At 55.2% G+C, this 25,827-nt stretch carries 22 protein-coding genes; 10 read left to right on the forward strand and 12 right to left on the reverse strand.

Annotated features, from left to right (window positions below; translation table 11 throughout):
- Positions 1-213 precede the first annotated feature (213 nt).
- On the forward strand, positions 214-1,053 hold the full coding sequence (locus AC3Y5R_RS00925; protein WP_489919744.1) for a sugar phosphate isomerase/epimerase family protein: 840 nt from the start codon (positions 214-216) through the stop codon (positions 1,051-1,053).
- A gap of 51 nt (positions 1,054-1,104) precedes the next feature.
- Here the strand turns inward: AC3Y5R_RS00925 and AC3Y5R_RS00930 are convergent, their stop codons facing one another.
- Positions 1,105-1,500, reverse strand: coding sequence for a YebG family protein (locus AC3Y5R_RS00930; RefSeq protein WP_489919745.1), 396 nt, complete (start codon positions 1,498-1,500; stop codon positions 1,105-1,107).
- A 137-nt stretch (positions 1,501-1,637) separates the two neighbouring features.
- On the opposite strand from AC3Y5R_RS00930, the gene purT reads away from it, so the two are divergent.
- Positions 1,638-2,816 carry a formate-dependent phosphoribosylglycinamide formyltransferase gene (gene purT / locus AC3Y5R_RS00935; protein WP_489919746.1) on the forward strand — a complete coding sequence of 393 codons (1,179 nt, stop codon included), beginning with the start codon at positions 1,638-1,640 and terminating at the stop codon, positions 2,814-2,816.
- Positions 2,817-2,920: 104 nt separating this feature from the next.
- Here the strand turns inward: purT and AC3Y5R_RS00940 are convergent, their stop codons facing one another.
- The gene (locus AC3Y5R_RS00940; protein ID WP_489919747.1) at positions 2,921-3,559 is read right to left on the reverse strand and encodes a bifunctional 4-hydroxy-2-oxoglutarate aldolase/2-dehydro-3-deoxy-phosphogluconate aldolase; all 639 of its coding nucleotides are present in this window, start codon (positions 3,557-3,559) and stop codon (positions 2,921-2,923) included.
- A gap of 222 nt (positions 3,560-3,781) precedes the next feature.
- Positions 3,782-5,257 (reverse strand): glucose-6-phosphate dehydrogenase, encoded by a 1,476-nt coding sequence (gene zwf, locus AC3Y5R_RS00945; RefSeq protein ID WP_489919748.1) that lies wholly within the window; start codon positions 5,255-5,257, stop codon positions 3,782-3,784.
- A gap of 378 nt (positions 5,258-5,635) precedes the next feature.
- Between zwf and AC3Y5R_RS00950 the strand changes: the two genes are divergently transcribed.
- From AC3Y5R_RS00950 to AC3Y5R_RS00975, 6 genes are all read left to right on the forward strand, one after another.
- Positions 5,636-6,508, forward strand: a complete 873-nt coding sequence (locus AC3Y5R_RS00950; protein ID WP_158784843.1) for a MurR/RpiR family transcriptional regulator — start codon at positions 5,636-5,638, stop codon at positions 6,506-6,508.
- A 113-nt stretch (positions 6,509-6,621) separates the two neighbouring features.
- Positions 6,622-8,064 carry a pyruvate kinase gene (gene pyk, locus AC3Y5R_RS00955; protein ID WP_158784842.1) on the forward strand — a complete coding sequence of 481 codons (1,443 nt, stop codon included), beginning with the start codon at positions 6,622-6,624 and terminating at the stop codon, positions 8,062-8,064.
- A 513-nt stretch (positions 8,065-8,577) separates the two neighbouring features.
- Complete coding sequence (locus tag AC3Y5R_RS00960; protein WP_489919749.1) at positions 8,578-10,131, forward strand: pyridoxal phosphate-dependent decarboxylase family protein; 1,554 nt, start codon at positions 8,578-8,580, stop codon at positions 10,129-10,131.
- Positions 10,132-10,139: 8 nt separating this feature from the next.
- Positions 10,140-11,429: a lysine N(6)-hydroxylase/L-ornithine N(5)-oxygenase family protein gene (locus AC3Y5R_RS00965; RefSeq protein WP_489919750.1), complete on the forward strand. Its 1,290-nt coding sequence runs from the start codon at positions 10,140-10,142 to the stop codon at positions 11,427-11,429.
- Position 11,430: 1 nt separating this feature from the next.
- On the forward strand, positions 11,431-13,785 hold the full coding sequence (locus AC3Y5R_RS00970; protein ID WP_489919751.1) for a GNAT family N-acetyltransferase: 2,355 nt from the start codon (positions 11,431-11,433) through the stop codon (positions 13,783-13,785).
- A gap of 94 nt (positions 13,786-13,879) precedes the next feature.
- A complete protein-coding gene (locus tag AC3Y5R_RS00975) occupies positions 13,880-15,115 on the forward strand; it encodes an MFS transporter (protein WP_489919752.1) in 1,236 nt (411 codons plus the stop codon).
- 98 nt (positions 15,116-15,213) lie between these two features.
- On the opposite strand, the gene lpxM is transcribed toward AC3Y5R_RS00975, so the two are convergent.
- The 3 genes from lpxM to znuA form a co-directional block, all read right to left on the reverse strand.
- On the reverse strand, positions 15,214-16,185 hold the full coding sequence (gene lpxM, locus AC3Y5R_RS00980; RefSeq protein ID WP_158784837.1) for a lauroyl-Kdo(2)-lipid IV(A) myristoyltransferase: 972 nt from the start codon (positions 16,183-16,185) through the stop codon (positions 15,214-15,216).
- Positions 16,186-16,314: 129 nt separating this feature from the next.
- A complete protein-coding gene (mepM, locus tag AC3Y5R_RS00985; RefSeq protein WP_489919753.1) occupies positions 16,315-17,646 on the reverse strand; it encodes a murein DD-endopeptidase MepM in 1,332 nt (443 codons plus the stop codon).
- Positions 17,647-17,659: 13 nt separating this feature from the next.
- On the reverse strand, positions 17,660-18,607 hold the full coding sequence (gene znuA, locus AC3Y5R_RS00990) for a zinc ABC transporter substrate-binding protein ZnuA (RefSeq protein WP_489919754.1): 948 nt from the start codon (positions 18,605-18,607) through the stop codon (positions 17,660-17,662).
- Positions 18,608-18,684: 77 nt separating this feature from the next.
- Here znuA and znuC point away from each other — a divergent pair, with 77 nt between their 5' ends.
- Positions 18,685-19,437 carry a zinc ABC transporter ATP-binding protein ZnuC gene (znuC, locus tag AC3Y5R_RS00995; RefSeq protein WP_489919755.1) on the forward strand — a complete coding sequence of 251 codons (753 nt, stop codon included), beginning with the start codon at positions 18,685-18,687 and terminating at the stop codon, positions 19,435-19,437.
- Complete coding sequence (gene znuB, locus AC3Y5R_RS01000; RefSeq protein WP_489919756.1) at positions 19,434-20,219, forward strand: zinc ABC transporter permease subunit ZnuB; 786 nt, start codon at positions 19,434-19,436, stop codon at positions 20,217-20,219. Before znuC ends, znuB begins: the two co-directional genes overlap by 4 nt.
- Before the next feature lie 165 nt (positions 20,220-20,384).
- On the opposite strand, the gene ruvB is transcribed toward znuB, so the two are convergent.
- The 6 genes from ruvB to aspS form a co-directional block, all read right to left on the reverse strand.
- Positions 20,385-21,389: a Holliday junction branch migration DNA helicase RuvB gene (gene ruvB, locus AC3Y5R_RS01005; protein ID WP_158784832.1), complete on the reverse strand. Its 1,005-nt coding sequence runs from the start codon at positions 21,387-21,389 to the stop codon at positions 20,385-20,387.
- An 8-nt stretch (positions 21,390-21,397) separates the two neighbouring features.
- Positions 21,398-22,015: a Holliday junction branch migration protein RuvA gene (ruvA, locus tag AC3Y5R_RS01010; RefSeq protein ID WP_158784831.1), complete on the reverse strand. Its 618-nt coding sequence runs from the start codon at positions 22,013-22,015 to the stop codon at positions 21,398-21,400.
- 71 nt (positions 22,016-22,086) lie between these two features.
- Positions 22,087-22,611 carry a crossover junction endodeoxyribonuclease RuvC gene (ruvC, locus tag AC3Y5R_RS01015; RefSeq protein ID WP_489919757.1) on the reverse strand — a complete coding sequence of 175 codons (525 nt, stop codon included), beginning with the start codon at positions 22,609-22,611 and terminating at the stop codon, positions 22,087-22,089.
- A gap of 37 nt (positions 22,612-22,648) precedes the next feature.
- Positions 22,649-23,392, reverse strand: a complete 744-nt coding sequence (locus AC3Y5R_RS01020; protein WP_489919758.1) for a YebC/PmpR family DNA-binding transcriptional regulator — start codon at positions 23,390-23,392, stop codon at positions 22,649-22,651.
- A gap of 22 nt (positions 23,393-23,414) precedes the next feature.
- Positions 23,415-23,849 carry a dihydroneopterin triphosphate diphosphatase gene (nudB, locus tag AC3Y5R_RS01025; RefSeq protein ID WP_489919759.1) on the reverse strand — a complete coding sequence of 145 codons (435 nt, stop codon included), beginning with the start codon at positions 23,847-23,849 and terminating at the stop codon, positions 23,415-23,417.
- Complete coding sequence (gene aspS / locus AC3Y5R_RS01030; protein ID WP_489919760.1) at positions 23,849-25,648, reverse strand: aspartate--tRNA ligase; 1,800 nt, start codon at positions 25,646-25,648, stop codon at positions 23,849-23,851. Before aspS ends, nudB begins: the two co-directional genes overlap by 1 nt.
- Between the last annotated feature and the right edge of the window lie 179 nt (positions 25,649-25,827).

The following is a 25,827-nucleotide window of genomic DNA, read 5'->3' on the forward strand; positions in this document are numbered from 1 at the left end:
CATAGAGTGGCATACGTCAAGTACCGTCAAGGCCTGCAAAGCCTCGAAAACCCCCTTACGTTTTGCCGATCCGGCAAGCCTGAGTGCCGGGCTATACTGTTGAGGACACCGGTTAACTTTTTCGCGGTAACAAAAGGTCAGACCGGGCAGGAGTAAGGGCAGCCAGACCCTGACCGGCAGTGCAATGTTGCAAGGTTTTAAAAGGGGAAAATCATGCGATTCAGCAACAATCCACTGTTTATCAATACGGTTCTGCTTGGCGGAACGCCGGAGGAGAAAATTGAGGCCGCAGCAACGGCAGGCTTCAGTCAGGTTGAACTCTGGCGACAGGACGTTGAGGCCGCGACCGGCAATACGGCCGATCTCTCCAACCTGCTGAAAGGGCACAATCTGGCGCTGACAGATTATCAGGTTCTGCTGGATTTTGACGGTGCGCCGGATGAGATGCGGCAGAGCAAGCATGATGAAGCTTTGCAGATGCTGGACACGGCCGTCTCGCTTGGCGCAACCACTGTTCTGACACCAGCTTCCACTCAGCAGAATTGTATTGCCGAACGAGAAGAGGAGGATATTCGCTGGCTGGCGCGTGAAGCGGGTAAACGGGGGCTGCGGATTGCCTTTGAAGCCATGGCATGGAGCACACACATTAACAATACCGCCGCAGCATGGAAACTTATCCAGCAGGTTAATGAACCCAATTTGGGTCTGGTGGTGGATGCCTTCCACATTTTCGTTCGCAGTCGCACCGTGGCGGATCTGGCAGGTATTCCAATGGATAAAATCTTCCTTGTACAGCTTTCCGATCTGGTTGTTCTGCCCGCTCAGGGTGAACTGGTGGATACAGCGCGCCACAAAAGGTTGTTACCCGGTCAGGGTAGCTTTCCGCTGTATACGCTGCTGGATTATCTGGAGTCAGAGGGTTACAGCGGGCCGCTGGGGCTTGAAGTCTTTAACGACGATTTTAACCAGCAGAATCCTGCAGATGTGGCAAGGGAAGCAATGCATGCCCTGAAGCGCTGTTGCACAAGGCTGACAGCCCCGCAAACTTACTGAGCTTCACAAAGAACGCCCGGCTAAATTTGCCGGGCAGTTGCGACGATAAATTTAAGCCGCTTTGCTGGCGCGTGAAGGCCTGGCGGCTTTTTTAACAATTTCAGCTACTTCCACCTCACCAGCATCATCTGATTCTTCAGACTCAGCCAGTTCTTCGTGGTGCTCAGCCAGAGGTGCAGATTCACTCTCTTCAGAAACCACATCGCTGCCTTCCGGCAGCTTGCTGGTGCGCAGGATGTGCTGAACGGCATCCTTGTTTTCGGCGAGGAACATGCCCAGCGCTTCACGCTGCTCTTCTTCTATGGTCAGCGGAGCAACGCTCAGCCAGTCGGAGAACACTTCCGCCATGTCGAGCATTTTGTCGTAAGCATCGGCTTCTTTCTTACTGGCGAATGTCATCTTTTCCTCACCTTTTCTGACGACAACATATTTGATTTCAACAGCCATAGTGCACACCTCAGTTAACTGTATTTTTATACAGTATAGCAGCGATGAAATTTTGGCTCAAGTCCGTAAAGCAGATGTATGCGCAATCGTTTTCGTTTATACTGCGCGCGTTTTTTTCATCCAATCAGGTAGAGATTATGACAACTCTTGGAACTGCGCTACGCCCTGCTGCCACTCGTGTAATGCTGCTGGGTTCAGGTGAACTGGGCAAAGAAGTCGCGCTGGAGTGCCAGCGTCTGGGCGTGGAGGTGATCGCCGTGGATCGCTATGCCGATGCTCCCGCCATGCACGTTGCTCACCGCAGCCATGTCATTAATATGCTGGATGGTGAAGCACTGAAGGCTCTGGTGGCACTGGAACGCCCTGATTTTATCGTGCCGGAAATCGAAGCCATCGCAACCGATATGCTGATTGAGCTGGAAAAAAAGGGTCAGCATGTTGTCCCAACCGCGCGCGCTGCCCGCCTGACCATGAACCGTGAAGGCATTCGTCGCCTGGCTGCGGAGGAGCTGGCTCTGCCCACTTCAACGTACCGCTTTGCCGACAGCGAAGAGGCTTTTCGCCAGGCTGCGCAGGAAATTGGCTTCCCGTGCATCGTTAAGCCGGTAATGAGTTCGTCCGGAAAAGGACAGAGTTTTATCCGCGAAGCTTCACAGCTGGATGTGGCCTGGGATTACGCTCAGCAGGGTGGCCGAGCCGGTGCCGGTCGCGTGATCGTTGAAGGTGTGGTTAAATTTGATTTTGAAATCACCCTGCTGACCATCAGTGCGGTGGATGGCATTCATTTTTGCGCGCCGATTGGTCATCGTCAGGAGGATGGCGACTACCGTGAATCCTGGCAGCCGCAGCAGATGAGCGCCCTCGCCCTGCAGCGTGCGGAAGAAATTGCCCAAAAAGTGGTACTGGCACTGGGCGGTCATGGTCTGTTTGGTGTTGAGCTGTTTGTCTGCGGCGATGAAGTGGTGTTCAGTGAAGTCTCCCCTCGCCCACACGATACCGGCATGGTCACGCTGATCTCTCAGGATCTGTCGGAGTTCGCACTGCATGTTCGCGCCTTCCTCGGCCTGCCTGTTGGCGGCATCCGTCAGTACGGCCCGGCGGCTTCTGCAGTGATCCTGCCAGAGCTGGACAGTGACAACGTGCAGTTTGCACAGTTGGGTAATGTGCTGGGTGCGGGTCTGCAGGTTCGTCTGTTTGGCAAGCCGGAGATCCGTGGTAAACGCCGTATGGGTGTGGCGCTGGCGACGGGCCACGACATTGACGACGCCGTGGAACGCGCAGTTAGCTGCGCGGCTGGCGTTAAGGTCAGCGGTTGAGTTAACTCTCGTCGTACCTACAAAAAAGGATGGCTTTTGCCATCCTTTTTTTTTCCGGAACCGGCTTCATCGCTGCCGGTATCTCAGCCGCAGCGAACAGAATCTCAGCGCGCGCCGGCCACGGCCTCTTTCGCCAACTGGGTGATACGGTCGTAGTCACCCGCTTCCAGCGCACCCGCCGGAACCAGCCAGGATCCGCCGATACAGAGCACGCTTTTCAGCGCCAGATAGTCGCGGTAGTTAGCCGGAGAAATACCACCCGTCGGGCAAAAACGCACCTGCGGGAACGGGCCGCCAATCGCCTGCAACGCTTTCACGCCACCATTCGCTTCTGCCGGGAAGAATTTAAACTCACGCAGGCCGTAGTCCAGCCCGGTCATCAGCTCTGAAACCGTGCTGATCCCCGGGATTAACGGAACAGGCCCCGCAACTGCTGCCTTCAGCAGTGATTCGGTAATACCAGGGCTGATAACGAACTGCGCTCCCGCATCAGTCACTTCTTTTAGTTGCTCTACGTTGAGTACCGTACCGGCCCCCACAATCGCTTCCGGCACTTCTTTGATCATCGCTTTAAGGGCATCCATGGCACAAGGCGTGCGCAGCGTCACTTCCAGTACCTTAACGCCACCCGCCACCAGCGCTTTCGCCATCGGCACCGCATGTTCCAGTCTGTTTACCACGATGACCGGCACAACCGGGCCAGTTGTCAGGATCTGTTCTGCGCTTGTTTTCCAGTTACTCATCGACCTGCTTCTCCTGTCTGACCAGCCTGATTCCCGTGGATACATGGCTGGCAAAAAGCGACGCCCAGGGCGTCCGGAAAGTGATTTCGTCCTCTACCATACAGGATAGTCACCGTCTTCGTCCATGCGCTTCCTCTGTTTTTGAAACCGCGGTTCATTTTTTTCTTTTTGTCGTTCAGGCATAAAAAAACCCGCCTGAGCGGGTTTATTCAGCCAGCGTGATTATTCAAACTCATTCCACGAGCGGCCATCGCGGGTGATCATCGCCACCGAGGCAACCGGTCCCCAGGTGCCTGCCTGATAAGGCTTAGGCGCTTCGTTATCAGCAGCCCAGGCTTCCATGATGGAGTCGACCCATTTCCAGGCCTCTTCGACTTCGTCACGGCGCACAAACAGTGCCTGAATGCCGCGCATTGTCTCCAGCAGCAGACGCTCGTAGGCATCGGCGAGATGTGACTGGTTGAAGGTTTCTGAGAAGCTCAGATCCAGCTTGGTGGTTTGCAGGTTGTGCTTGTGATCCAGACCGGGAACCTTGTTCAGGATCTGAATATCCACGCCTTCATCCGGCTGCAGACGGATAGTCAGTTTATTCTGCGGCAGTTCCTGCCAGGATTCTTTAAACAGGTTCAGCGCCGGATTCTTGAAGTAGACCACAACTTCGGAGCACTTGGTCGGCAGACGTTTGCCGGTACGCAGGTAAAATGGAACACCCGCCCAGCGCCAGTCATCAATATCCACGCGGATGGAGACGAAGGTTTCGGTGTTGCTGGCCTTGTTGGCATCTTCCTCTTCCAGGTAGCCAGGCACTTTTTTGCCCTGCACAAAGCCAGAAGTGTACTGACCACGCACGGTTTTATCGCGCACGTTGGTGTGGTCGATGCGGCGCAGCGAGCGCAGCACTTTCACTTTCTCATCACGGATACGGTCAGCAGAGAGATCGGCTGGCGGAGACATAGCAATCATGGTCAGAACCTGCAACAGGTGGTTCTGGATCATGTCGCGCATCTGACCAGCTTTATCGAAATAGCCCCAGCGACCTTCGATACCCACCTCTTCCGCCACGGTAATCTGCACGTGATCGATAGTGCGGTTATCCCAGTTGGAGGCAAACAGAGAGTTAGCGAAGCGCAGGGCCAGCAGGTTCAGCACCGTTTCTTTGCCAAGATAGTGGTCAATACGGAAGACCTGGTTCTCTTCGAAATATTCACCGACCTGATCGTTGATCTCGCGTGAAGTTTCCAGCGAGGTTCCAAGTGGTTTTTCCATCACGACGCGGGCAGGCTGAGCATTAAGTTTAGCAGTCCCCAGCCCTTTACAGATGGCGCCAAAGGTACCTGGCGGCATGGCGAAATAGTTGATGGTGACGCGCTTTTTCTGGTCGAGCATTTTGCCCAGTTTAGTGAAGTGCGCTACGTCGTTAACGTCCAGATTGCAGAAGTCGAGACGGCCGCTGAGCTTATCCCACAGCGCTTCGTCAATCTTCTCCTTCATAAAGGTTTCCAGCGCTTCACGCACTACCTTGGTATAGGCTGCTTTGTCCCAGTCCGCACGGCCCACGCCGATGATGCGTGAGTCTTCGTGGATTTGACCGGCTTTTTCTAATTGATACAGGGAAGGCAACAGTTTCCGGCGTGCGAGATCGCCTTTGGCACCGAAAATGACCAGATCGCATGCCTGGGCCGTTTGTGTAACCGCCATTATATTCTCCTCGTTGCAGGACAAGCCTGACCTGCGTAATCCGTAAGCATTCAGGCTCTTATTGTAATTTTCTTTCAGTACAATGTACTGCTTTTGCCGTGGCCGCGTAAACCTGAGAGCATCGTTCCAGCACAGAGTAGCCAGATTGTGCAAACTTTATCGCTGACCGGGCAGACAGTTTGTGCGTAATTTTTCAACTTTTTTGTTACTTCGTTTACAACTGTGAAAGTCAGACACAGATCAAATTCTGGGAAAAAAAGCGCAGGAAAGCACGTGAAGCCCCTGCCCCCGGCTGTTTAGCGCAATGTATATTCTCTACAAATTGACATCGATTTCTCCTTTGGTTGAAATCGTCAGAATGTATGAGTGGATGCCGTTATGAATATGCTGGAAAAAATCCAGACTCACCTGGAACACCTTAGCAAATCCGAGCGCAAAGTAGCGGAAGTGATCCTCGCCGCGCCCGGTTCCGCCATCCACGTCAGTATCGCGCTGCTGGCCCGTGAAGCAGAAGTCAGCGAACCCACAGTCAACCGCTTCTGTCACCGGCTGGAGGCGAAAGGCTTCCCGGACTTCAAGCTGCAGCTGGCGCAAAGTCTGGCCAACGGCACCCCCTATGTCAGCCGCAACGTCGATGAGAATGACAGCGTCGACTCCTACTCCGGCAAAATTTTCGAATCGGCAATGGCCGGGCTGGACCGGGTCAGAAACGGTCTGGATACCAGTGCAGTTAATCGCGCTGTTGACCTGTTGACCCAGTCAAAAAAGATCGCCTTCTTCGGTCTGGGTGCTTCTGCCGCCGTTGCTCACGACGCAATGAATAAATTTTTTCGCTTCAATGTGCCTGTCATCTATTCCGATGATATTGTGATGCAGCGGATGTGCTGTATCAACAGTACGGAAGGCGACGTTATGGTGCTGATTTCCCATACCGGGCGCACTAAAAATTTAGTCGAACTGGCACAACTTGCCCGGGAAAATGATGCCACGGTGCTGGCCATCACCTCCTCTGGCTCGCCGCTGGCGCGTGAAGCCACCCTGGCACTCACCTTAGACGTGCCGGAAGACACCGACATTTATATGCCGATGGTGTCGCGCCTGGCCCAGCTGACGCTGATAGACGTGCTCGCCACCGGCTTTACGCTGCGGCGCGGAGCGACATTCCGTGACAATCTTAAACGTGTGAAAGCGGCACTGAAGGAGTCGCGGTTTGAAAAAGAAGACGGGCTTGCGTTACCGACGCGACCCTGATTTCCATAATGACTGTGTAAAGGGCCGATCGACACGGTCCGAATATTATAAAATCACTGAACCTTTACAGGGATTGCTCCGGCAGTACCCTTTCAAAGTCAACGGAGTCATACATGTCCAGACGTCTCAGAAGAACCAAGATCGTAACCACGTTAGGCCCTGCCACCGATCGCGATAATAACCTCGAAAAAATCATCGCTGCCGGCGCCAATGTCGTTCGTCTTAACTTCTCTCATGGCACCCCGGAAGATCACATGCAGCGCGCCAACAGCGTCCGCGAAATTGCGGCGAAACTCGGCCGTCATGTGGCTATCCTCGGCGATCTGCAGGGACCTAAAATCCGTGTTTCCACCTTTAAAGAAGGCAAAGTTTTCCTCAGCGTTGGCGATAAATTCCTGCTGGATGCCAGCCTGGGCAAAGGTGAAGGCGATAAAGACAAAGTAGGTATCGACTACAAAGGCCTGCCTGCTGACGTAGTGCCGGGCGACATCCTGCTGCTCGATGATGGCCGTGTGCAGCTGAAAGTGCTGGAAGTTCAGGGGATGAAGGTTTACACCGAAGTGACCGTCGGCGGCCCGCTCTCCAATAACAAAGGCATTAACAAACTTGGCGGTGGCCTCTCTGCCGAAGCGCTGACGGAAAAGGACAAAGCGGACATCCTGACCGCTGCAAAAATCAACTGTGATTACCTTGCCGTCTCCTTTCCCCGCTGTGGTGAAGACCTGAATTATGCCCGTCGCCTGGCGCGTGAAGCCGGTTGTGAAGCAAAAATTGTTTCCAAGGTTGAACGTGCCGAGGCCGTTGCCTCCCAGGAGGCGATGGATGACATCATCCTCGCCTCCGATGTGGTAATGGTTGCCAGGGGCGATCTGGGCGTCGAGATTGGCGATCCTGAACTGGTCGGCATCCAGAAAGCCCTGATCCGTCGTGCCCGTCAGCTGAACCGTTCGGTGATCACCGCAACCCAGATGATGGAGTCAATGATCACTAATCCGATGCCAACCCGCGCCGAAGTTATGGACGTGGCAAACGCCGTGCTGGATGGTACGGATGCGGTTATGCTCTCTGCTGAGACCGCAGCCGGTCAGTATCCTGCCGAGACGGTGACGGCGATGGCGAAGGTTTGTCTGGGCGCTGAGAAGATCCCAAGCATCAACGTTTCCAAGCACCGCCTGGATGTGCAGTTCGACAATATCGAAGAAGCGATTGCCATGTCAGCGATGTATGCAGCTAACCACCTGCAGGGCGTCACCGCGATTATTACCATGACCGAATCAGGCCGTACCGCGCTGATGACTTCCCGTATCACTTCTGGTCTGCCCATTTTTGCCATGTCCCGCCACGAGCGCACGCTGAACCTGACCGCTCTGTACCGTGGTGTCACACCCGTTTATTTCGACAGCAACAATGACGGCGTGGTCGCAGCACATGACGCCATAAACCTGCTGCGTGACAAAGGTTTTCTGATGTCCGGCGACCTGGTTATCGTTACTCAGGGTGACGTGATGAGCACAACCGGCACCACCAACACCAGCCGCGTACTGCGCGTCGAGTAATTATTCAGGTTACTTGCTACTCAACGTCTCGCGTCATGACCGACGCGAGGCGTGCCTGGACTGAAATAGCGCTCTGTCCGGGCCACACGCCCTGTTTTGTACTTCCTGTATCTTTCCCATCTGCAATAAATTTCACTTATCTCCTTATCGCACTTTAGCTGCCTTTTTCCAGCCCTGATTGATTTTTGAGACGGAATTTTGTGATCTTGATCACACTTATAACATTAACAATACTTATCACAACTTTGTCACAATAATCTTATTGAATGATAATGATTACTATTTATAATCTCATCCTCAATAACAAACGGCGCCATTGAGCAACAAAACCACACAAAAGAGAGGTTTTTTCGCTTATCAAAGCAAAAGCCACTAACTGAAAGTGCCACGGGGAAATCTACCCTCCCTGAAAAACGTTAAATAATCTGAACTGGCGATCCGTCGTCAGGCGTATAACGCTGTCATTCTTCTGTGGCGGCAGGGCTTTTTACGTCTTCAATAAAGGAACAGGATATGGTTTTACGTTCGCAAACTCAGCCAGTGCCTCGCCGGCATCTCACTCCGGAGGCTGTTGCGCCTCAGGATTACATCTTCAGTGACCGGCAACTGGACGCCTGGGACCGGCAAACGCGGGATGTCCTGACGCTGCTGACCAGCACCCTGAACGGGGTTGAAAAACCTTTCAGCGGTATCCTGCCACATGAGCTGTCCCCCCTGTTCAGCAACGTTGACCTGAACGCGCCGCTGGGCAGCAACAAAGCCGCGCTGGAAGAACTGAAAGAGCTTTACCTGCGCGACGCCGTCTGGTTCCACCATCCTAAATATGTGGCCCATCTGAACTGTCCGGTGGTTCTCCCTTCCCTGCTGGCCGAGCAGATTATGGCTGCTGTTAACAGTTCGGTGGATACCTGGGACCAGAGCGCCGGCGGCACGCTGATTGAGCAGAAGGTGATCGACTGGACGCTCAGCCGCATCGGTCTGCCGCAAAACGCTGATGGCATCTTCACCAGCGGTGGAACCCAGTCCAATCTGATGGCGATGCTGCTGGCGCGTGACAGCTGGTGTGCCCAACATCATGCAGGTCACCTGATTAAACACCGTGGGCTGCCGCAGGATGCCAGTAAGTGGCGTGTGTTCACCTCAAAACTCAGCCACTTCAGCATTCAGAAATCGATGGCGATCCTCGGTCTGGGGTATGACGCAGTGATCCCGGTGGATCACGACGACTGCTACCGTATGGATGCCAGCCTGCTTGAGCAGGAAATTCAGCGCTGTCACCAGGAAGGATTGATTCCGATTGCGGTGGTTGCCACCAGCGGTACCACTGATTTCGGCAGCATTGACCCGCTGCAGGATATCGCCCACCTTTGCCAGCACTACGGCCTGTGGATGCACGTTGATGCGGCTTACGGCTGTGGCCTGCTGGTTTCTGAGCAACATCGCCCACGCCTGAAGGGAATTGAACTGGCGGATTCCGTTACCGTTGATTACCACAAATCTTTCTTCCAGACCGTCAGCTGCGGGGCGTTCTTCGTGCGGGACAAACAGCATCTCAGCCACGTGACACATCATGCGGATTACCTGAATCCATTGAGCGCTCAGCAGGAAGGTACGCCCAATCTGGTGAACAAAAGCATCCAGACTACCCGCCGTTTTGATGCACTGAAAATGTGGCTGACGCTGCGCATCATGGGACCGGCAGCGCTGGGTGAAGCCTTTGATTCCATCATTGCCCTGACCCAGACCGCTCACCAGTTGCTCACTGCCCATCCGGCGATTGAAGTGCTACATGTGCCGGAGCTGACCACTCAAATTTTCCGCTACGTTCCCCGGCCGGGCATGAGCGACGCGGCGGTTGACGAGATCAACGCCAATATCCGCAAAGCGCTGTTCCGTTCCGGTAATGCGGTGATCGCCGGAACCAAAGTCAACAGCCGTCAGTATCTGAAGTTTACCCTGCTGAACCCCAGCACCACCGTCGCAGACCTTGAAGATGTTATCGCCCTGATTGTGCATTACGGTCGGGAGCAGGTGCGGGCTTCTGCACTTAACGCGGCTAATCAGTGAGAGATGCTATGAAAACTATCCACGATTTTATCGGCATTGGCATCGGTCCGTTCAACCTGGGCCTGGCCTGCCTGAGCGAGCCGGTTGAGGGCCTGAACGGCGTGTTCCTTGACCAGAATCCGGGCTTTGACTGGCACACCGGCATGATGCTGGAAAGCGCACACCTGCAGACGCCATTTATGGCCGATCTGGTGACGCTGGCTGACCCGACCAGCCCTTACAGCCTGCTCAACTATATGAAAGAGAAAGGCAAGCTGTACTCTTTCTATATCCGGGAAGACTTTTTCCTGATGCGCAAAGAGTACAACCAGTACTGCCAGTGGGCGGCGGCGAAGCTGAGTAACCTGCGCTGGAACACCCGCGTGGAATACCTCAGTTTTGATGAGAGCGAGCAGTGCTACACCGTGCGTTCTGTCGATACTGTCAGCGGCGCAGCCAAAGAGTGGTATGCCCGCCGTCTGGTGCTGGGCACCGGGCCACAAGCCTGGATGCCAGCCTGTAGCCGTCCGTATCGCGATCGCCTGACCCACTCCAGCGAGTATCTGGTCAACAAAGATCAATTGCAGCAGAAAAGTTCGATTACCGTGCTGGGCAGTGGCCAGAGCGCCGCCGAGATCTATTACGACTTGCTGACCGACATCGACAAGTTTAACTACCAGCTCAACTGGATCACCCGTGCGCCGCGCTTCTATCCGCTGGAGTACACCAAGCTGACGCTGGAGATGACCTCACCGGAGTGGATCGACTACTTCCATGACCTGCCACCGGCCAAACGTGATGAGCTGAACGCCCGTCACAAAAATCTCTATAAAGGCATTAACAGCAGCCTGATTAACGACATCTATGACCTGATGTACGTCAAGCGTCTGGACGGCGAACTGGATGTCAATCTGTTCACCCACTCCGAGCTGTGCGATATGCGCCGGACGCCGGAAGGGGAATTCGAGCTGTCACTGCATCAGCAGGAACAGGGACGCGACTTCATCCGCAAAACCGAAGGTCTGGTTATGGCGACCGGTTATCATTATCAGCCACCGATGTTTATTGAAGGCATCGCCAGACGTCTGCGCTGGGATGAAAAAGGTCGCTACGACGTCCAGCGCAATTACAGCATCGACCACGACAACCAGATCTTTGTGCAGAACGCCGAGCTGCATACTCACGGTTTCGTCACCCCTGACCTGGGTATGGCGTGCTACCGCAATTCCGTCTTACTGCGCGAACTGGCTGGCCGGGAAGTCTATCCCGTCGAGCGTCAGATTGCCTTCCAGACTTTCCCGGCAAAAACGGAACGTTGATATGTCACAGAATCCTTTATTCAGCACCTCCCGCCCGGCGGGTCAGTTCACCCTCCGTCCGATGCAGGCCGAAGACGCCTCGCTGGTCCACAGCTGGGTGACACGTGATTACGCCCGCTTCTGGGGAATGCAAAACGACAGCCTGGAGCAGGTAGCGAAGTTTTACCGGGAGCTGACAGCCAGCAATCCGCAGGCGGCGATGATCGGCTGCTGCGATGATAAACCGGTGTTCCTGATGGAGTTCTATCAGGCCAGCGAGGATGAGGTAGGCAAGTTCTACCCGGCGCAGGAAGGCGATTACGGCATGCATATCCTGATTGCTCCCGCCAACAGCCCGGTACGCCAGTTCAGCTGGCAGGTATTCACCGTGGTGATGGATTATATGTTCAGCCAGCCCGCAGTAAAGCGCGTGGTGGTTGAGCCGGATGTGCGCAACAACAAGATCCACCCGCTGAACAAGCGTGCCGGTTTCCGCTACCAGCACACCATTGATATGGGCCACAAAACGGCGTGGCTGGCTTTCTGCCACCGCGATGATTACCAACACTCTCTACTGCAGGAAAAGCTGACTATGAATAGTGCCAACCCACTGCTGACCGGTAGCCATCTGTCAGGCGACAACTGGGCGCAAGCCAACCGGATGCTGATCCGCAAAGCGATTGCCGAATTTTCCCACGAGCTGATTATCACCCCAACAGAGCTGGCAGATGGCCGCTTCGCAGTGGCTGCACCGGTGGGTGAAGCAGATTATCAGTTTAAAGCCCGCCGTCTGGCGCTGGACCACTGGGAAATTGATGCGGATTCGCTGATTAAACAGGAAAACGGCCATTTGTTACCGCTTGACGCACTGCAGTTTATCGTCGAGTTCAGCCAGCAGATCGGTATCCCACAGAACCTGCTGGCGACTTATATGGAAGAGATCACCAGCACCTTATGCAGCAGCGTGTTCAAGCTGCAAAAGAACAACCCGGACAGCGCCGCACTGGTGAAAGCAGATTTCCAGACCGTGGAAGCCTCAATGACCGAAGGCCATCCCTGTTTTGTCGCCAACAATGGCCGTATCGGTTTTGATGCCCGCGACTATCTGGCGTTTGCACCGGAAGCCGCAACGCCTGTTAATCTTGTATGGGTGGCCGTTCACCTGCGTAATGCGCACTTCTCCAGCCTCAGTAACCTGGACTATGAACAGCTGATGCGCGATGAGCTGGGCCAGCCGTTAGTAGACAGTTTCAACAACAAACTGACAGCGCTGGGCGTATCGCCGGATGACTACCTGTTTATGCCGGTTCACCCCTGGCAATGGCAGAACAAGCTGCTGACGGTGTTTGCGCCGGATATCGCCAACCGCGATATCGTCTGGCTGGGAACCGGTGACGATCAGTATCAGGCTCAGCAGTCGATCCGCTCCTTCTTCAATCGCAGCCAGCCGGATAAACGCTACGTGAAAACCGCGCTCTCCGTACTGAATATGGGCTTTATGCGCGGCCTGTCGCCCTATTACATGGCTACCACTCCGGCCATAAATGAATGGCTTGAAGAGCTGGTTGCGAAGGATCAGTGGCTGCAACGCTGTGACTTCCGCATTCTGCGCGAAGTGGCGGCGGTCGGTTATCACAACCGCTATTACGAGAAAGCGATCACCGGCGACTCTGCCTACAAGAAAATGTTCGCAGCCCTGTGGCGTGACAACCCGGTAGCAAGCCTCCAGTCCGGCCAGCGCCTGATGACTATGGCCTCGTTCCTGCACGTGGATCAGCACCAGAAAGCCCTGCTGCCCGCGCTGATTGCCGATTCGGGTATTCCGGCGGAACAGTGGGTGCAACGCTATCTGACCTGCTACCTCAGCCCGCTGCTGCACTGCTTCTATCAGCACGACCTGGTGTTTATGCCTCACGGTGAGAACCTGATCCTCCTGCTGGAGAATAACGTGCCGGTCAGCGCTTACATGAAAGATATTGGCGAAGAGATTGCGGTGATGAACCCGGATGCGGAGCTGCCGGAGAAAGTGCAGCGTTTGGCTGTCGACGTGCCGGAAAACCTCAAGCTACTGTCTGTCTTTACCGATGTGTTCGACTGCATCTTCCGCTTTATCAGCGCGATCCTCGACGAGTCCGGCACGCTGCCGGAAGAGAAATTCTGGCAGGCCGTTGCCAACTGTGTGAAGGAGTACCAGCAGGCGCATCCGCAACTGGCCAGTAAATTTGCCCGCTACGATATGTTTACCGCTGAGTTCACCCGTTCCTGCCTTAACCGGCTGCAATTGGCTAATAATCAGCAGATGATCAACCTCTCTGACCCGGCAGAGAACCTCAAGTTTGCGGGCACGCTGGTTAACCCGATTGCGGCCTTTCGCTAAAAACTTCATTAAACCGGCATAAAACTGGTGTATGTTGGCGCGGTCGCTTCGGCGGCCGCGTCTTTTCATTTATTTCCTGCTGGAAGGAGCCAGAATGGCCTCATTTATTCCGGTGTCGAGCCTGACCCGCCGTCATCTGATTTTCCCTCTTTCACTGGTGCTTTTTGAGTTCGCCACCTACATCGCCCACGACATGATCCAGCCTGGCATGCTGCTGGTGACCAGCGAGTTCAACGTAGGACCGGAATGGGTTTCCGCCTCGCTCACCGCCTATCTGATCGGCGGAATTGTGCTGCAATGGCTGCTGGGGCCGCTCTCGGACAAGCTGGGGCGTCGTCCGGTGATGCTGGCCGGGGTCGCCTTCTTTATGCTGACCTGCTTCGCCACCCATTGGGTGCAAAGCATTGAACAATTTATCCTGCTGCGGTTTCTTCAGGGGATAAGCCTGTGCTTTATTGGCGCGGTGGGCTATGCCGCTATTCAGGAAGCGTTTGATGAATCACTCAGCGTGAAGATTATGGCGCTGATGGCTAACGTTGCTTTGCTGGCCCCGCTGGCTGGCCCGCTGGCCGGTGCGGCTTTCCTGTCGGTAAGCGACTGGCGCACTATGTTCTGGCTGTTTGGAGCCGTGACTGCCGTGGCACTATTTGGGCTGTGGCAGACCATGCCTGAGACCTCCGGAGATCGCAGCACCTCGATTTCACTCAAATCGCTGGGCAAGGGCTATTTCAACCTGCTGAAAGATCGTCAGGTGATGGGCGGTTCGCTGGCAATTGGGCTGGTGACCATTCCCTGCCTGGCCTGGGTAGCGCTTTCGCCGGTGATCCTGATCCACGATGAAGGGCTGACCAGAATGGATTATGCTCTGCTGCAGCTGCCGGTGTTTGTCGCCATGATAGCCGGTAACCTTACGCTGGGCCGCATATCCGGGCGCATGCCGATTGAACAGCCGCTGAAGCTGGGCGCATGGCCGATCCTGATCGGGCTGGCGCTGGCTGCATTGTGCACCTCAATCAATCCGCACAGCTATCTCTGGCTGACCGCTGGCCTGAGTATCTATGGCTTCGGCACCGGGCTGGTGAACGCCGGTCTGTACCGCCTGACGCTGTTTTCCAGCACTGCCGGAAAAGGGAGCGTGGCGGCAATGTTGGGGATGGTCAGTATCGTGGTCTTTGCGCTGGGGATTGAACTGGCGAAAAGTGCTTACTTCAGCGGAGGCAATTTCTGGTTCAGTGCAACCAATCTGCTCTGCGGGCTGGCGTGGTTCTGGCTGGTGCGCGCATTCCTCCGGGAGCGTAAGCGCCGGACAGCGATTGTTGAAGTGGAATAAATTCATGAGCTGAAAATGTCGCCGGGCTGAAACGAATGCCACCCCGGCGACAAAGCTGTGCAGTCTGCAGCGGCCGAATTTATCCGGCCCACATCAGGTCACTTCTTACGGTAAAGATCCTTACGCTTATAAGGCTCAATATCGCCCTCTTTCCGCGTTTTCAGCAGCTTCAGGATCCAGGTGTATTGCTCCGGATTCGGCCGCACAAAAATCTCCACTTCTTCGTTCATCCGGCGCGCCAGCGTATTGTCGTCCGCATCCAGTAAATCATCCATTGGCGGCCGCAGATGCACATCCAGACGGTGCGTTTTACTGTTATACACCGGGAACAGCGGCACAACTTTAGCGCGGCAAACTTTCATCAGCCTGCCAACCGCCGGGAGCGTCGCTTTGTAAGTGGCGAAGAAGTCCACAAACTCACTGTGCTCAGCACCGTGGTCCTGATCTGGCAAATAGTAGCCCCAGTAGCCCTGACGCACCGAGCTGATAAACGGCTTGATACCGTCGTTCCTTGCATGCATACGCCCGCCAAAACGACGGCGGATAGCGTTCCAGATATAATCCATCAGCGGGTTACGCTGGTTATGGAACATCGCGGCCATCTTCTGCCCTTCGGAAGCCAGCACCATCGCCGGAATATCCACGGCCCAGCCGTGCGGCACCAGGAAAATCACGTTCTGGTTCTCAGCACGCAGGTTGTCGATGATCTCCTTATTGTGCCAGGTAATACGCGGGCGGGTATGCTCCGGACGCATTGCCAGCTCGGCCATCATCACCATTGACTGTGGCGCAGTGGCGAACATCTCGTCGATGATTTTCTCGCGCTCCGCCTCGGGGATCTCAGGCATACAGTAAAACAGGTTGATTTGCGCACGACGACGCGCGCTTTTGGCAAACTTTCCGGCAAAGCGCCCCAGTGCGCCAAGCAGCGGATCGCGCACGCCAGCAGGAACCCAGGCCAGCCCGGCACAGGCACCAATTGCCAGCCAGTTACCCCAGTAGCGTGGCAGAAGAAAAGACTTCTGAAAGACGGGAATAAACTCAATGTTGCTTTTTTTGCTGTTTTCCATGCACTCGCCTCAAACAATAACCGGCTAATGATAGTGCTGGCGGGCAATTTTGCAATGCCTGCCTCATTTCCAGCAACAAGAAAAGCCGGCGGGAGATCCCGTCGGCTTACAGAACAGTAGCACCGTGGCTTATTTAAAGCGCAGTTGCGGCATAACCTCACGAACCTGAGCCAGGTAGGCTGAACGATCTTTACCGGTCAACCCTTCCATCCGTGGCAGTTTCGCTGTCAATGGATTGACGGCCTGGTTGTTGATCCAGATTTCATAGTGCAGATGCGGCCCGGTTGAACGGCCGGTGCTGCCGGAGAGGCCAATACGCTCGCCACGCTTCACTTTCTCGCCCGGCTTAACCAGCAATTTCTTCATGTGCATATAGCGCGTCATATACTGGCGGCCATGGCGGATAGCAACATAGTTGCCAGCTGCGCCGCTGCGTTTGGCAACGATCACTTCACCATCGCCAATAGCCAGCACTGGCGTACCCAATGGGATCGCAAAGTCGACACCTTTATGCGGAGCAATACGGCCAGTCACCGGGTTAAGACGACGTGGATTAAAGTTCGAGGAGACCCGATACTGTCTGGTCGTTGGGAAGCGCATAAAGCCCTGCGCCAGACCCGCGCCTGTCCGGTCATAAAACTTGCCATCTTCAGCGCGGATCGCGTAGTAATCTTTGCCACCGGTTTGCAGACGGACACCAGCCAGCTGACTCTGCTGACTCTTACCTTCCAGCATTTCGCGGGACATCAGCACGGAGAATTTATCGCCGTTACGCAGTTTGCGAAAGTCCATCTGCCACTGCAGGGCTTTGATCACCGCGCTGATCTCTCCGCTGGTAAGGCCTGCCTGTTTAGCGCTGCTGACAAAACTGCCGTTAACCGTGCCGGACAGTACGCTGTTACTCCACTCTCCTTTCAGAATTTCCGAGGAGGGTTTGAAGGAATCGCCAGAGCGGTCATAAGTGCGGGTTTCACGACGGGAGGCTTCCCATGTCAGACGTTGCAGTTGGCCGTCATCGGTCAGGGTCCAGGAGAGTTGCTGGCCCACCCGCAGATTACGCAGATCTTTATCCACCTTCACCAGCTGGTTGATATCGCCCATATCAATGCCATACTGATTAAGCACGCTGCTTAAAGTATCGCCAGAAGAGACAACGTAATCGTGGGTCCCCGATTCGTTAGGAACATCCTGATCTATCTCATCTTTTGGCACATCGTCTTCGGGGGCTGGCGTGTCCTGATCGAGCGGTTCACTGGCATCAGGCAGCAGGGTTCGCAGCTGATTTTTGTCCAGTTCAATGCTCTTTACAACGGGGTTTTCACCGGCATCGGAAGGATGATAGACAAACGGCCGCCAGACAGAGACGGCCAGTGTGACGACGGTGAGCGAACCCAGCATAATGCGGTGGGTTCGCGGTAAGGTGTTAAACGCCATGGCGACAGCGCGGGCAATCTGCTGCACTTTTACAGTTCCTCTAGGCTCCTTTCAGGCAGCTCGCATACTGGTTCGACAGCTGTGAGAGGAATTTCACATAGCTGTCTTTACTCACAGTGATGTCGGTTCCCAGCGGATCCAGCGTTCCAGAACGCACTTTGGTTCCTCTGGCAACGGCATCGATGACGGCCGGCCTGAATTGTGGCTCAGCGAAGACGCAAACGGCCTTCTGCTCAACCAACTCTGTTCGAATTTGATGTAGACGCTGGGCACCAGGCTGGATTTCAGGGTTGACGGTAAAATGACCTGTTGGGGTCAAACCGAAATGTTTTTCAAAGTAAGTGTAAGCATCGTGAAAAACGAAATACCCTTTCCCCTTAACCGGTGCAAGCTGAGTCCCTATTTGCGTATCGGCGGTCGCCAATTCTGCCTCAAAATGTTGCAGGTTCGCGTCTAGTTTGTCTCTGCTTTGCGGCATAAGTTCCAATAATTTTGCATGGATTGCAACCGCAGATTGCCTTGCAATCTCAGGGGACATCCAGAGGTGCATATTATACTCACCATGGTGGTGGTGTTCAGCAGACGAGTCGTGATCCTGGTGGGTATCCTGATGGTCATGATCGTCATCCTCTTCACCGCGCACTAACAACGGTTTAACAGATGCCAGATCGGCCAGTTCAATGGATTTTTGCGACGGAAGTTGGGCTACTGCTTTCGGCATAAAGGCTTCCATTTCAGGCCCAATCCACACCACGAGATCCGCGCCCTGCAAGCGTTTAATGTCCGATGGGCGCAGCGAATAATCATGCTCAGACGCCCCATCCGGCAGCAGCACTTCCACCGGGGTGACACCGTCGGCAATCGCTGCGGCAATAAATCCCAGAGGCTTTACTGAAGCGACTACTGCAGCCTGCGCCGGGGCAGCAAGCGAGGCGGCAAAGCTCAGGGCAGAAAGAAGGGTTATAACGCTCTTGTTTTTCTGTAACATAATGATTCAGTCCATCGTGACAGGTCGATGGAGTGTGATATTATAACATTCGAAAACTTCTGCAACCTGTAATCACTATGTCATCATTGATCAGTCTGGAAAAAATCTCGGTCAGCTTTGGTCAACGTTCCGTGTTGTCCAATGTTTCTCTGACGCTGCAATCCGGCAAAATTCTTACGCTGCTGGGACCTAATGGTGCCGGTAAATCCACTCTGGTGCGCGTCGTGCTGGGGCTTATTCAACCCGATCAGGGAAAAATGGTCCGTCCCGATCGTTTGCGCATTGGCTACGTACCGCAAAAAATTCATCTTGATGCCACCCTTCCGCTGACCGTTTCGCGCTTTATGCTGCTGCGCAACGGCGTGAAGCGTACCGATATCCTGCCCGCGTTAAAAAGAGTGCAGGCGGCGCAGCTGCTGGAGTATCCACTGCAGAAACTGTCTGGCGGCGAGATGCAGCGCGTATTGCTGGCCCGCGCCCTGCTCAACCAGCCTCAGTTGCTGGTGCTGGATGAACCCACGCAAGGAGTGGATGTGAATGGTCAGGTAGCGCTATATGACCTTATTGACCAGTTACGTCATGAGCTGAACTGCGGTGTGCTGATGGTTTCCCATGACCTCCACCTGGTAATGGCGAAAACCGACGAAGTTCTCTGTCTGAATCAGCACATCTGCTGTTCCGGCACGCCGGAAGTGGTGTCAAAACACCCGGAGTTTATTTCAATGTTTGGCTCACGCGGGGCCGAGCAGCTGGCAATCTATCGCCATCATCACAACCACCGTCACGATCTTCAGGGACGAATTGTTTTACGCAGAGGACAAGGGCAGTGATTGAATTGTTGTTACCCGGCTGGCTGGCCGGTTTTTTATTGGCGCTGGCTGCAGGCCCGCTGGGCTCGTTCGTGGTCTGGCGCCGGATGTCCTATTTTGGCGATACCCTGGCCCATGCTTCCCTGCTCGGGGTAGCTTTTGGTCTGCTGCTGAATATCAGCCCTTTCTATGCGGTCATCGCCATCACCCTGCTGCTTTCTTTACTGCTGGTGTGGCTGGAGCGACGCCCGCATCTGGCGATTGATACCCTGCTGGGCATTCTGGCGCACAGCGCGCTCTCGCTTGGCCTGGTGGTAGTCAGCCTGATGTCCGGCGTACGGGTGGATTTAATGGCCTATCTGTTTGGCGATTTGCTGGCCGTAACCCCAACTGACCTCTACACCATTGCTGTCGGCGTGGTGATTGTGCTGGGCGTGCTGGCGCTGAACTGGCGCTCACTGCTGTCGATGACCATCAGCCCGGAGCTGGCGCAGGTGGACGGGGTGAATATCCAGCGAACCAAGATGGTGCTGATGCTGGTGACGGCGCTGACGATTGGGGTGGCGATGAAGTTTGTCGGGGCGTTGATTATCACTTCGCTGCTGATTATTCCTGCAGCCACCGCCCGCCGCTTTGCCCGTTCGCCTGAACAGATGGCGGGTTGTGCGGTGCTGGTGGGGATCCTGGCCGTGACCGCCGGTCTGACTTTCTCAGCCTTTTACGATACGCCAGCAGGCCCGTCGGTGGTATTGGGCGCTTCGCTGATGTTTATGCTGAGTATGGTGAAGAAGCCGGTGGTTTGAATTGGTGGATTTAGCCGGTTTAGTTGATTCAACGATCAAAACCGGTTATTGCGTGGGGGAACCTGATCGCTCATAAAGACGCAAAAAGCGTCTTCCCTGGCACGAGACGCTTTATTCCCAACCAGCATCCCCCGCGCCTCAGGCAATTGAGTTGTCTCTACGATATTACTCTTCGCGCGTTATGCCGAAATGTCTGTAAGCGTGCTGGGTTGCCATCCGGCCACGCGGCGTGCGCTGAATAAAGCCCTGCTGGATCAGATACGGCTCCAGCACGTCTTCAATCGTTTCCCGCTCTTCGCCAATCGCCGCCGCCAGGTTATCCAGCCCTACCGGCCCGCCGGTAAACTTATCGATAATCGCCAGCAGCAGTTTGCGGTCCATATAATCAAAGCCTTCGGTATCCACGCTGAGCATATCCAGCGCTCTTGAGGCTACTTCCCCACTCAGATCGCCACCGGCGCGCACTTCAGAGAAGTCCCTGACGCGGCGCAGCAGGCGGTTAGCAATACGCGGCGTACCGCGTGAACGGCGGGCGATTTCAAGCGCGCCCTCGTCACTCAGCGGCAAACCCAGACAGGCGGCGCTGCGGCCGACAATGTGCTGCAGATCTTCTACCTTGTAAAACTCCAGGCGCTGGACGATGCCGAAACGGTCACGCAGCGGCGAAGTTAACGATCCGGCACGGGTTGTCGCCCCGATTAGCGTAAACGGCGGAAGATCCAGTTTGATCGAGCGGGCCGCCGGGCCTTCGCCAATCATGATATCCAGCTGATAATCTTCCATCGCCGGATACAGCACCTCTTCCACCACCGGGGAAAGCCGGTGGATCTCATCGATAAACAGCACGTCGTGCGGCTCAAGGTTGGTCAGCATGGCAGCCAGGTCGCCTGCTTTCTCCAGCACCGGGCCGGAGGTCGTACGCAGGTTAACGCCCATCTCGTTGGCGACGATATTCGCCAGCGTGGTTTTACCCAGGCCTGGCGGTCCGAAAATCAGCAGATGGTCCAGCGCGTCGCCACGCATTTTGGCCGCCTTGATAAAGATTTCCATCTGCTCGCGCACCACCGGCTGACCAACATACTCGTCCAGCAGTTTGGGGCGAATGGCGCGGTCAATGACCTCTTCTTCTGATATCGTTCCCGGCGAGACCAGGCGATCGGCTTCAATCATGCTTTACCTCAAATGGCTGCGCGCAGGGCTTCACGGATCAGCGTTTCACAATCCGCCTCCGGACGACCCACTTTGCTGATCATCCGGCTGGCTTCCTGAGGTTTATACCCCAGCGAGACCAGAGCGGCAACCGCTTCACTTTCCGCGTCGTTGGCCGCCGCAGCAGGCTGAACTTCACTGGTCAGGGCAAATGGCGCATCCGCAGCAAACAGATCGCCATGCATGCCTTTGAAGCGGTCTTTCATTTCCACTACAAGGCGTTCGGCGGTTTTCTTGCCCACGCCCGGCAGCTTGACCAGCGCGGCGATCTCTTCCCGCTCCACGGCCGTCACAAACTGCTGGGCGGACATGCCGGAAAGAATAGCCAGCGCCAGTTTTGGCCCAACGCCATTAACTTTGATCAGCTCGCGGAACAGCGCCCGCTCCTGCTTGCTGTTAAATCCAAACAGCAGCTGAGCATCTTCACGCACCACAAAGTGGGTAAACAGCACCGCTTCGTGATTCAGTTCAGGAAGCTCATAAAAGCAGGTCATCGGCATATGCACTTCGTAGCCCACACCGTTGGCTTCCAGCAGCACCAGCGGCGGCTGTTTCTCCAGAATATTGCCTCTCAGACGACCAATCACGTTAGCTTCCTTCAGAAAAGATTCAGTGCGGGGGTTATATCATAAAAAAAGCTGGATGAATATCCAGCTTATTAAGAACGCAGGCGGCCTCGCGCCAGATTCAGCGGCCCTTCGCCCATGCGGTTAGCATTCTGGCTGACGTGGCAATGGGTGATAGCGATTGCCAGCGCATCCGCGGCATCCGCCTGAGGATTGGCAGAGAGCTTCAGCAGGGTTCGCACCATGTGCTGAACCTGACTTTTTTCGGCGCTGCCGATCCCCACCACCGTCTGCTTAACCTGACGCGCAGCATATTCGAACACTGGTAGATCGTGGTTAACTGCTGCCACAATTGCCGAGCCGCGCGCCTGGCCCAGCTTGAGCGCCGAGTCGGCATTCTTCGCCATAAAAACCTGCTCTATGGCGAAAAAGTCCGGCTGGAACTGGGTGATAATTTCACTGACGCCAGCGTAAATCAGCTTCAGTCGGGACGGCAAATCGGTCACGTTGGTGCGGATGCACCCGCTGCCGAGATAGGTCAGTTGACGTCCCACCTGGCGGATTACGCCGTAGCCGGTGATGCGTGAACCTGGATCGATACCAAGAATGATCGCCATCACGCCTCTCCGGCCAGCGGGAATTCGGACAACACCATTACAGGGTTGCCGCCACCTCGTCGGAAATCTCACCGTTATGGTAGACTTCCTGCACGTCATCACAATCTTCCAGCATATCGATCAGACGCAGCAACCTGGGCGCGGTCTCTTCATCCATATCGGCTTTGGTTGACGGGATCATGGTCACTTCGGCTGACTCAACGGTCAGACCAGCAGCAGCCAGCGCATCTTTTACGTCGCCCAACGTTTCCCACTGCGTGAATACGTCAATCGCGCCGTCGTCATAGGTCACCACGTCATCAGCACCCGCTTCCAGCGCCGCATCCATCACGGCGTCTTCTTCCAGGCCCGGCGCGAAAGAAACCACCCCTTTACGGGTGAACAGATAGGCTACTGAGCCATCGGTCCCCAAGTTGCCACCGGTTTTGGTGAAGGCATGACGCACTTCAGACACGGTACGGTTACGGTTATCACTCAGGCATTCCACCATCACTGCCGTGCCGCCAGGGCCGTAACCTTCATAAATGATGGTTTCCATGTTGCTGTCATCTTCACCGCCCACGCCGCGTGCGATAGCACGATTCATGGTGTCTCGGGTCATGTTGTTGGACAGCGCTTTATCCATAGCCGCACGCAGACGTGGGTTCGAACCTGCATCGCCACCGCCCAGTTTGGCAGCGGTAACCAGCTCACGAATAATTTTGGTGAAGATCTTACCGCGTTTGGCATCCTGTGCCGCTTTGCGGTGCTTGGTGTTGGCCCATTTACTGTGACCTGCCATAAATTCATTTCTCCAGAAAAGACTAAATAACAAATTCTTCAATTGCCTGGCGATTACTCCAGGACCGGGTCAGCGCAGCGGCTTCGGTGGCAGGCAGCCACTGAAAGGCGAGATGTTCGCTCAGCACGATGTCCCGCTCCGCAGGCAGCGCCAGACTGAACCAGTGTTCACTGTTATGCGTCACATCCGGCGCATAACGATGGCGGAAGTGCGCAAAGATCTCGAATTGTATCTGACGCTGGCAGTCCACTAATGTGAGCTGCTCTGCGTTGATATCAATTGCCACCTCTTCACGCACTTCCCGCCGGGCGGTCTCTGCCAGCGTTTCACCCTTTTCCTGGCTGCCGGTGACCGACTGCCAGAATGTGGGATCGTCACGCCGCTGCAGCATCAGCACCCGCCCGGTATTTCGGGCGAAAATCACCACCAGTACCGATACGGGGTGCTTGTAAACCATCAGTTGTTCTCTGAGTTTTCTTCAGAGGAGGACTTCTGATATTTCTTCATCACTTCGATGCCCAACTCCGCCAGCGAGGCCGGGTTAGCAAAGTTTGGCGCTTCGGTCATCAGACAGGCCGCTGCGGTGGTTTTCGGGAAGGCGATAACGTCACGGATATTATCGGTTCCGGTCAGCAGCATCACCAGACGATCCAGGCCAAAGGCCAGGCCCGCGTGCGGAGGCGTACCGAACTTCAGCGCATCCAGCAGGAAGCCAAACTTCTCACGCTGCTCCTGCTCGGTGATCCCCAGAATACCAAACACGGTCTGCTGCATCTGGCCATTGTGGATACGGACGGAGCCGCCACCCACTTCATAGCCGTTGATCACCATATCGTAAGCGTTGGCGATAGCGGTTTCCGGTGCGTTTTTCAGCTCTTCCGGCGACATGTCGCGCGGTGCGGTGAACGGATGGTGCATTGCGGTCAGACCGCCCTCGCCATCTTCTTCAAACATCGGGAAGTCCACCACCCATAGCGGCGCCCAGGCATCTGCTTTGGTGATGTTCAGGTCGCGGCCTACCTTCAGGCGCAGCGCACCCAGCGCATCGGCCACCACTTTGGCGCTGTCAGCCCCGAAGAAAATGCTGTCGCCGTCGGTGGCACCAGTACGAGTCAGGATCTCTTCAATGATTTCCGCAGTCAGGAATTTGGCCACCGGGCTGGTGATCCCTTCCAGACCATTTGCGCGTTCGTTGACTTTCATCCACGCCAGGCCTTTCGCGCCATAGATCTCAACAAACTTGCCGTACTCATCGATCTGCTTACGGCTGAGCTGAGCGCCACCCGGCACGCGCAGGGCAGCCACGCGGCCTTTGGCATCGTTAGCCGGACCGGAGAAGACTTTGAACTCCACGTCTTTCAGCAGATCGGCAACGTCCACCAGCTCCATTGGGTTACGCAGGTCTGGCTTGTCGGAACCATAGCGACGCATCGCCTCGCCGAAGGTCATCACAGGGAAATCACCCAGATCAACGCCCTTCACGTCCTGCCACAGTTCGCGCACCATTTTCTCCATCAGAACCCGCACCTGTGGCGCAGTCATAAAGGAGGTTTCCACGTCGATCTGGGTAAATTCAGGCTGACGATCAGCACGAAGATCTTCGTCACGGAAGCACTTAACGATCTGATAGTAACGGTCGAAGCCGGACATCATCAGCAGCTGTTTGAACAGCTGAGGAGACTGCGGCAGCGCATAGAACTTACCTTTGTGCACGCGGCTCGGCACCAGATAGTCACGCGCACCTTCCGGCGTGGCCTTGGTCAGCATCGGCGTTTCGATATCCAGGAAACCATTGTCGTCCATAAAACGACGCACGAAACTGGTGATTTTCGCACGACTCTTCAGGCGCTGGGCCATCTCCGGGCGACGCAGATCCAGGTAGCGATACTTCAGGCGGGCTTCTTCGCTGTTGGTCTGGTTGGAATCCAGCGGCAGCGGTTCAGCGCGGTTGATAATGGTCAGGTCAGTGGCGAACACTTCAATCTCGCCGGTGGCCATATCGCTGTTTTTATTTTTTTCGTCACGGGCACGCACGGTGCCAGTGAGCTGAATGCAAAATTCGTTACGCAGCTCGGAAGCCAGTTTGAATGCGTCCTGACGATCGGGGTCGAAAAACACCTGCACGATGCCTTCACGGTCACGCATATCAATGAAGATCAGGCTTCCCAGGTCGCGGCGGCGATTGACCCAACCGCACAGTGTCACTTGCTGGCCTACGTGAGACAGGTTGATCTGTCCGCAATACTCAGTACGCATAACGATATCCTTTAAACTTCGCCGCTTCGCCGCAGTATGTTTAATTTTCAGCCACCGGGGGCCATGCTGCCGCGAAAAAAGGCGGCCATTATAATGGAAAAAGCCCGGCGCGATAAGTGCCGCAACGCACTCTGTGCCATTGTTAACGGGCAATCGTCTCCACAATTCGTCCGTTAATC

The organism is Erwinia sp. 009765445 (genome assembly GCF_058137865.1).

Excerpts from the sequence above, each read along its gene's own strand:
- AC3Y5R_RS00940 (WP_489919747.1), bottom strand. The coding sequence starts at position 3,559 with ATGAGTAACTGGAAAACAAGCGCAGAACAGATCCTGACAACTGGCCCG.
- AC3Y5R_RS00975 (WP_489919752.1), top strand. The coding sequence starts at position 13,880 with ATGGCCTCATTTATTCCGGTGTCGAGCCTGACCCGCCGTCATCTGATT.
- aspS (WP_489919760.1), bottom strand. The coding sequence starts at position 25,648 with ATGCGTACTGAGTATTGCGGACAGATCAACCTGTCTCACGTAGGCCAG.
- AC3Y5R_RS01020 (WP_489919758.1), bottom strand. The coding sequence starts at position 23,392 with ATGGCAGGTCACAGTAAATGGGCCAACACCAAGCACCGCAAAGCGGCA.
- AC3Y5R_RS00960 (WP_489919749.1), top strand. The coding sequence starts at position 8,578 with ATGGTTTTACGTTCGCAAACTCAGCCAGTGCCTCGCCGGCATCTCACT.
- AC3Y5R_RS00970 (WP_489919751.1), top strand. The coding sequence starts at position 11,431 with ATGTCACAGAATCCTTTATTCAGCACCTCCCGCCCGGCGGGTCAGTTC.
- purT (WP_489919746.1), top strand. The coding sequence starts at position 1,638 with ATGACAACTCTTGGAACTGCGCTACGCCCTGCTGCCACTCGTGTAATG.
- pyk (WP_158784842.1), top strand. The coding sequence starts at position 6,622 with ATGTCCAGACGTCTCAGAAGAACCAAGATCGTAACCACGTTAGGCCCT.
- AC3Y5R_RS00925 (WP_489919744.1), top strand. The coding sequence starts at position 214 with ATGCGATTCAGCAACAATCCACTGTTTATCAATACGGTTCTGCTTGGC.
- lpxM (WP_158784837.1), bottom strand. The coding sequence starts at position 16,185 with ATGGAAAACAGCAAAAAAAGCAACATTGAGTTTATTCCCGTCTTTCAG.
- znuC (WP_489919755.1), top strand. The coding sequence starts at position 18,685 with ATGTCATCATTGATCAGTCTGGAAAAAATCTCGGTCAGCTTTGGTCAA.
- nudB (WP_489919759.1), bottom strand. The coding sequence starts at position 23,849 with ATGGTTTACAAGCACCCCGTATCGGTACTGGTGGTGATTTTCGCCCGA.
- AC3Y5R_RS00950 (WP_158784843.1), top strand. The coding sequence starts at position 5,636 with ATGAATATGCTGGAAAAAATCCAGACTCACCTGGAACACCTTAGCAAA.
- zwf (WP_489919748.1), bottom strand. The coding sequence starts at position 5,257 with ATGGCGGTTACACAAACGGCCCAGGCATGCGATCTGGTCATTTTCGGT.
- AC3Y5R_RS00965 (WP_489919750.1), top strand. The coding sequence starts at position 10,140 with ATGAAAACTATCCACGATTTTATCGGCATTGGCATCGGTCCGTTCAAC.
- ruvC (WP_489919757.1), bottom strand. The coding sequence starts at position 22,611 with ATGGCGATCATTCTTGGTATCGATCCAGGTTCACGCATCACCGGCTAC.
- ruvB (WP_158784832.1), bottom strand. The coding sequence starts at position 21,389 with ATGATTGAAGCCGATCGCCTGGTCTCGCCGGGAACGATATCAGAAGAA.
- AC3Y5R_RS00930 (WP_489919745.1), bottom strand. The coding sequence starts at position 1,500 with ATGGCTGTTGAAATCAAATATGTTGTCGTCAGAAAAGGTGAGGAAAAG.
- znuA (WP_489919754.1), bottom strand. The coding sequence starts at position 18,607 with ATGTTACAGAAAAACAAGAGCGTTATAACCCTTCTTTCTGCCCTGAGC.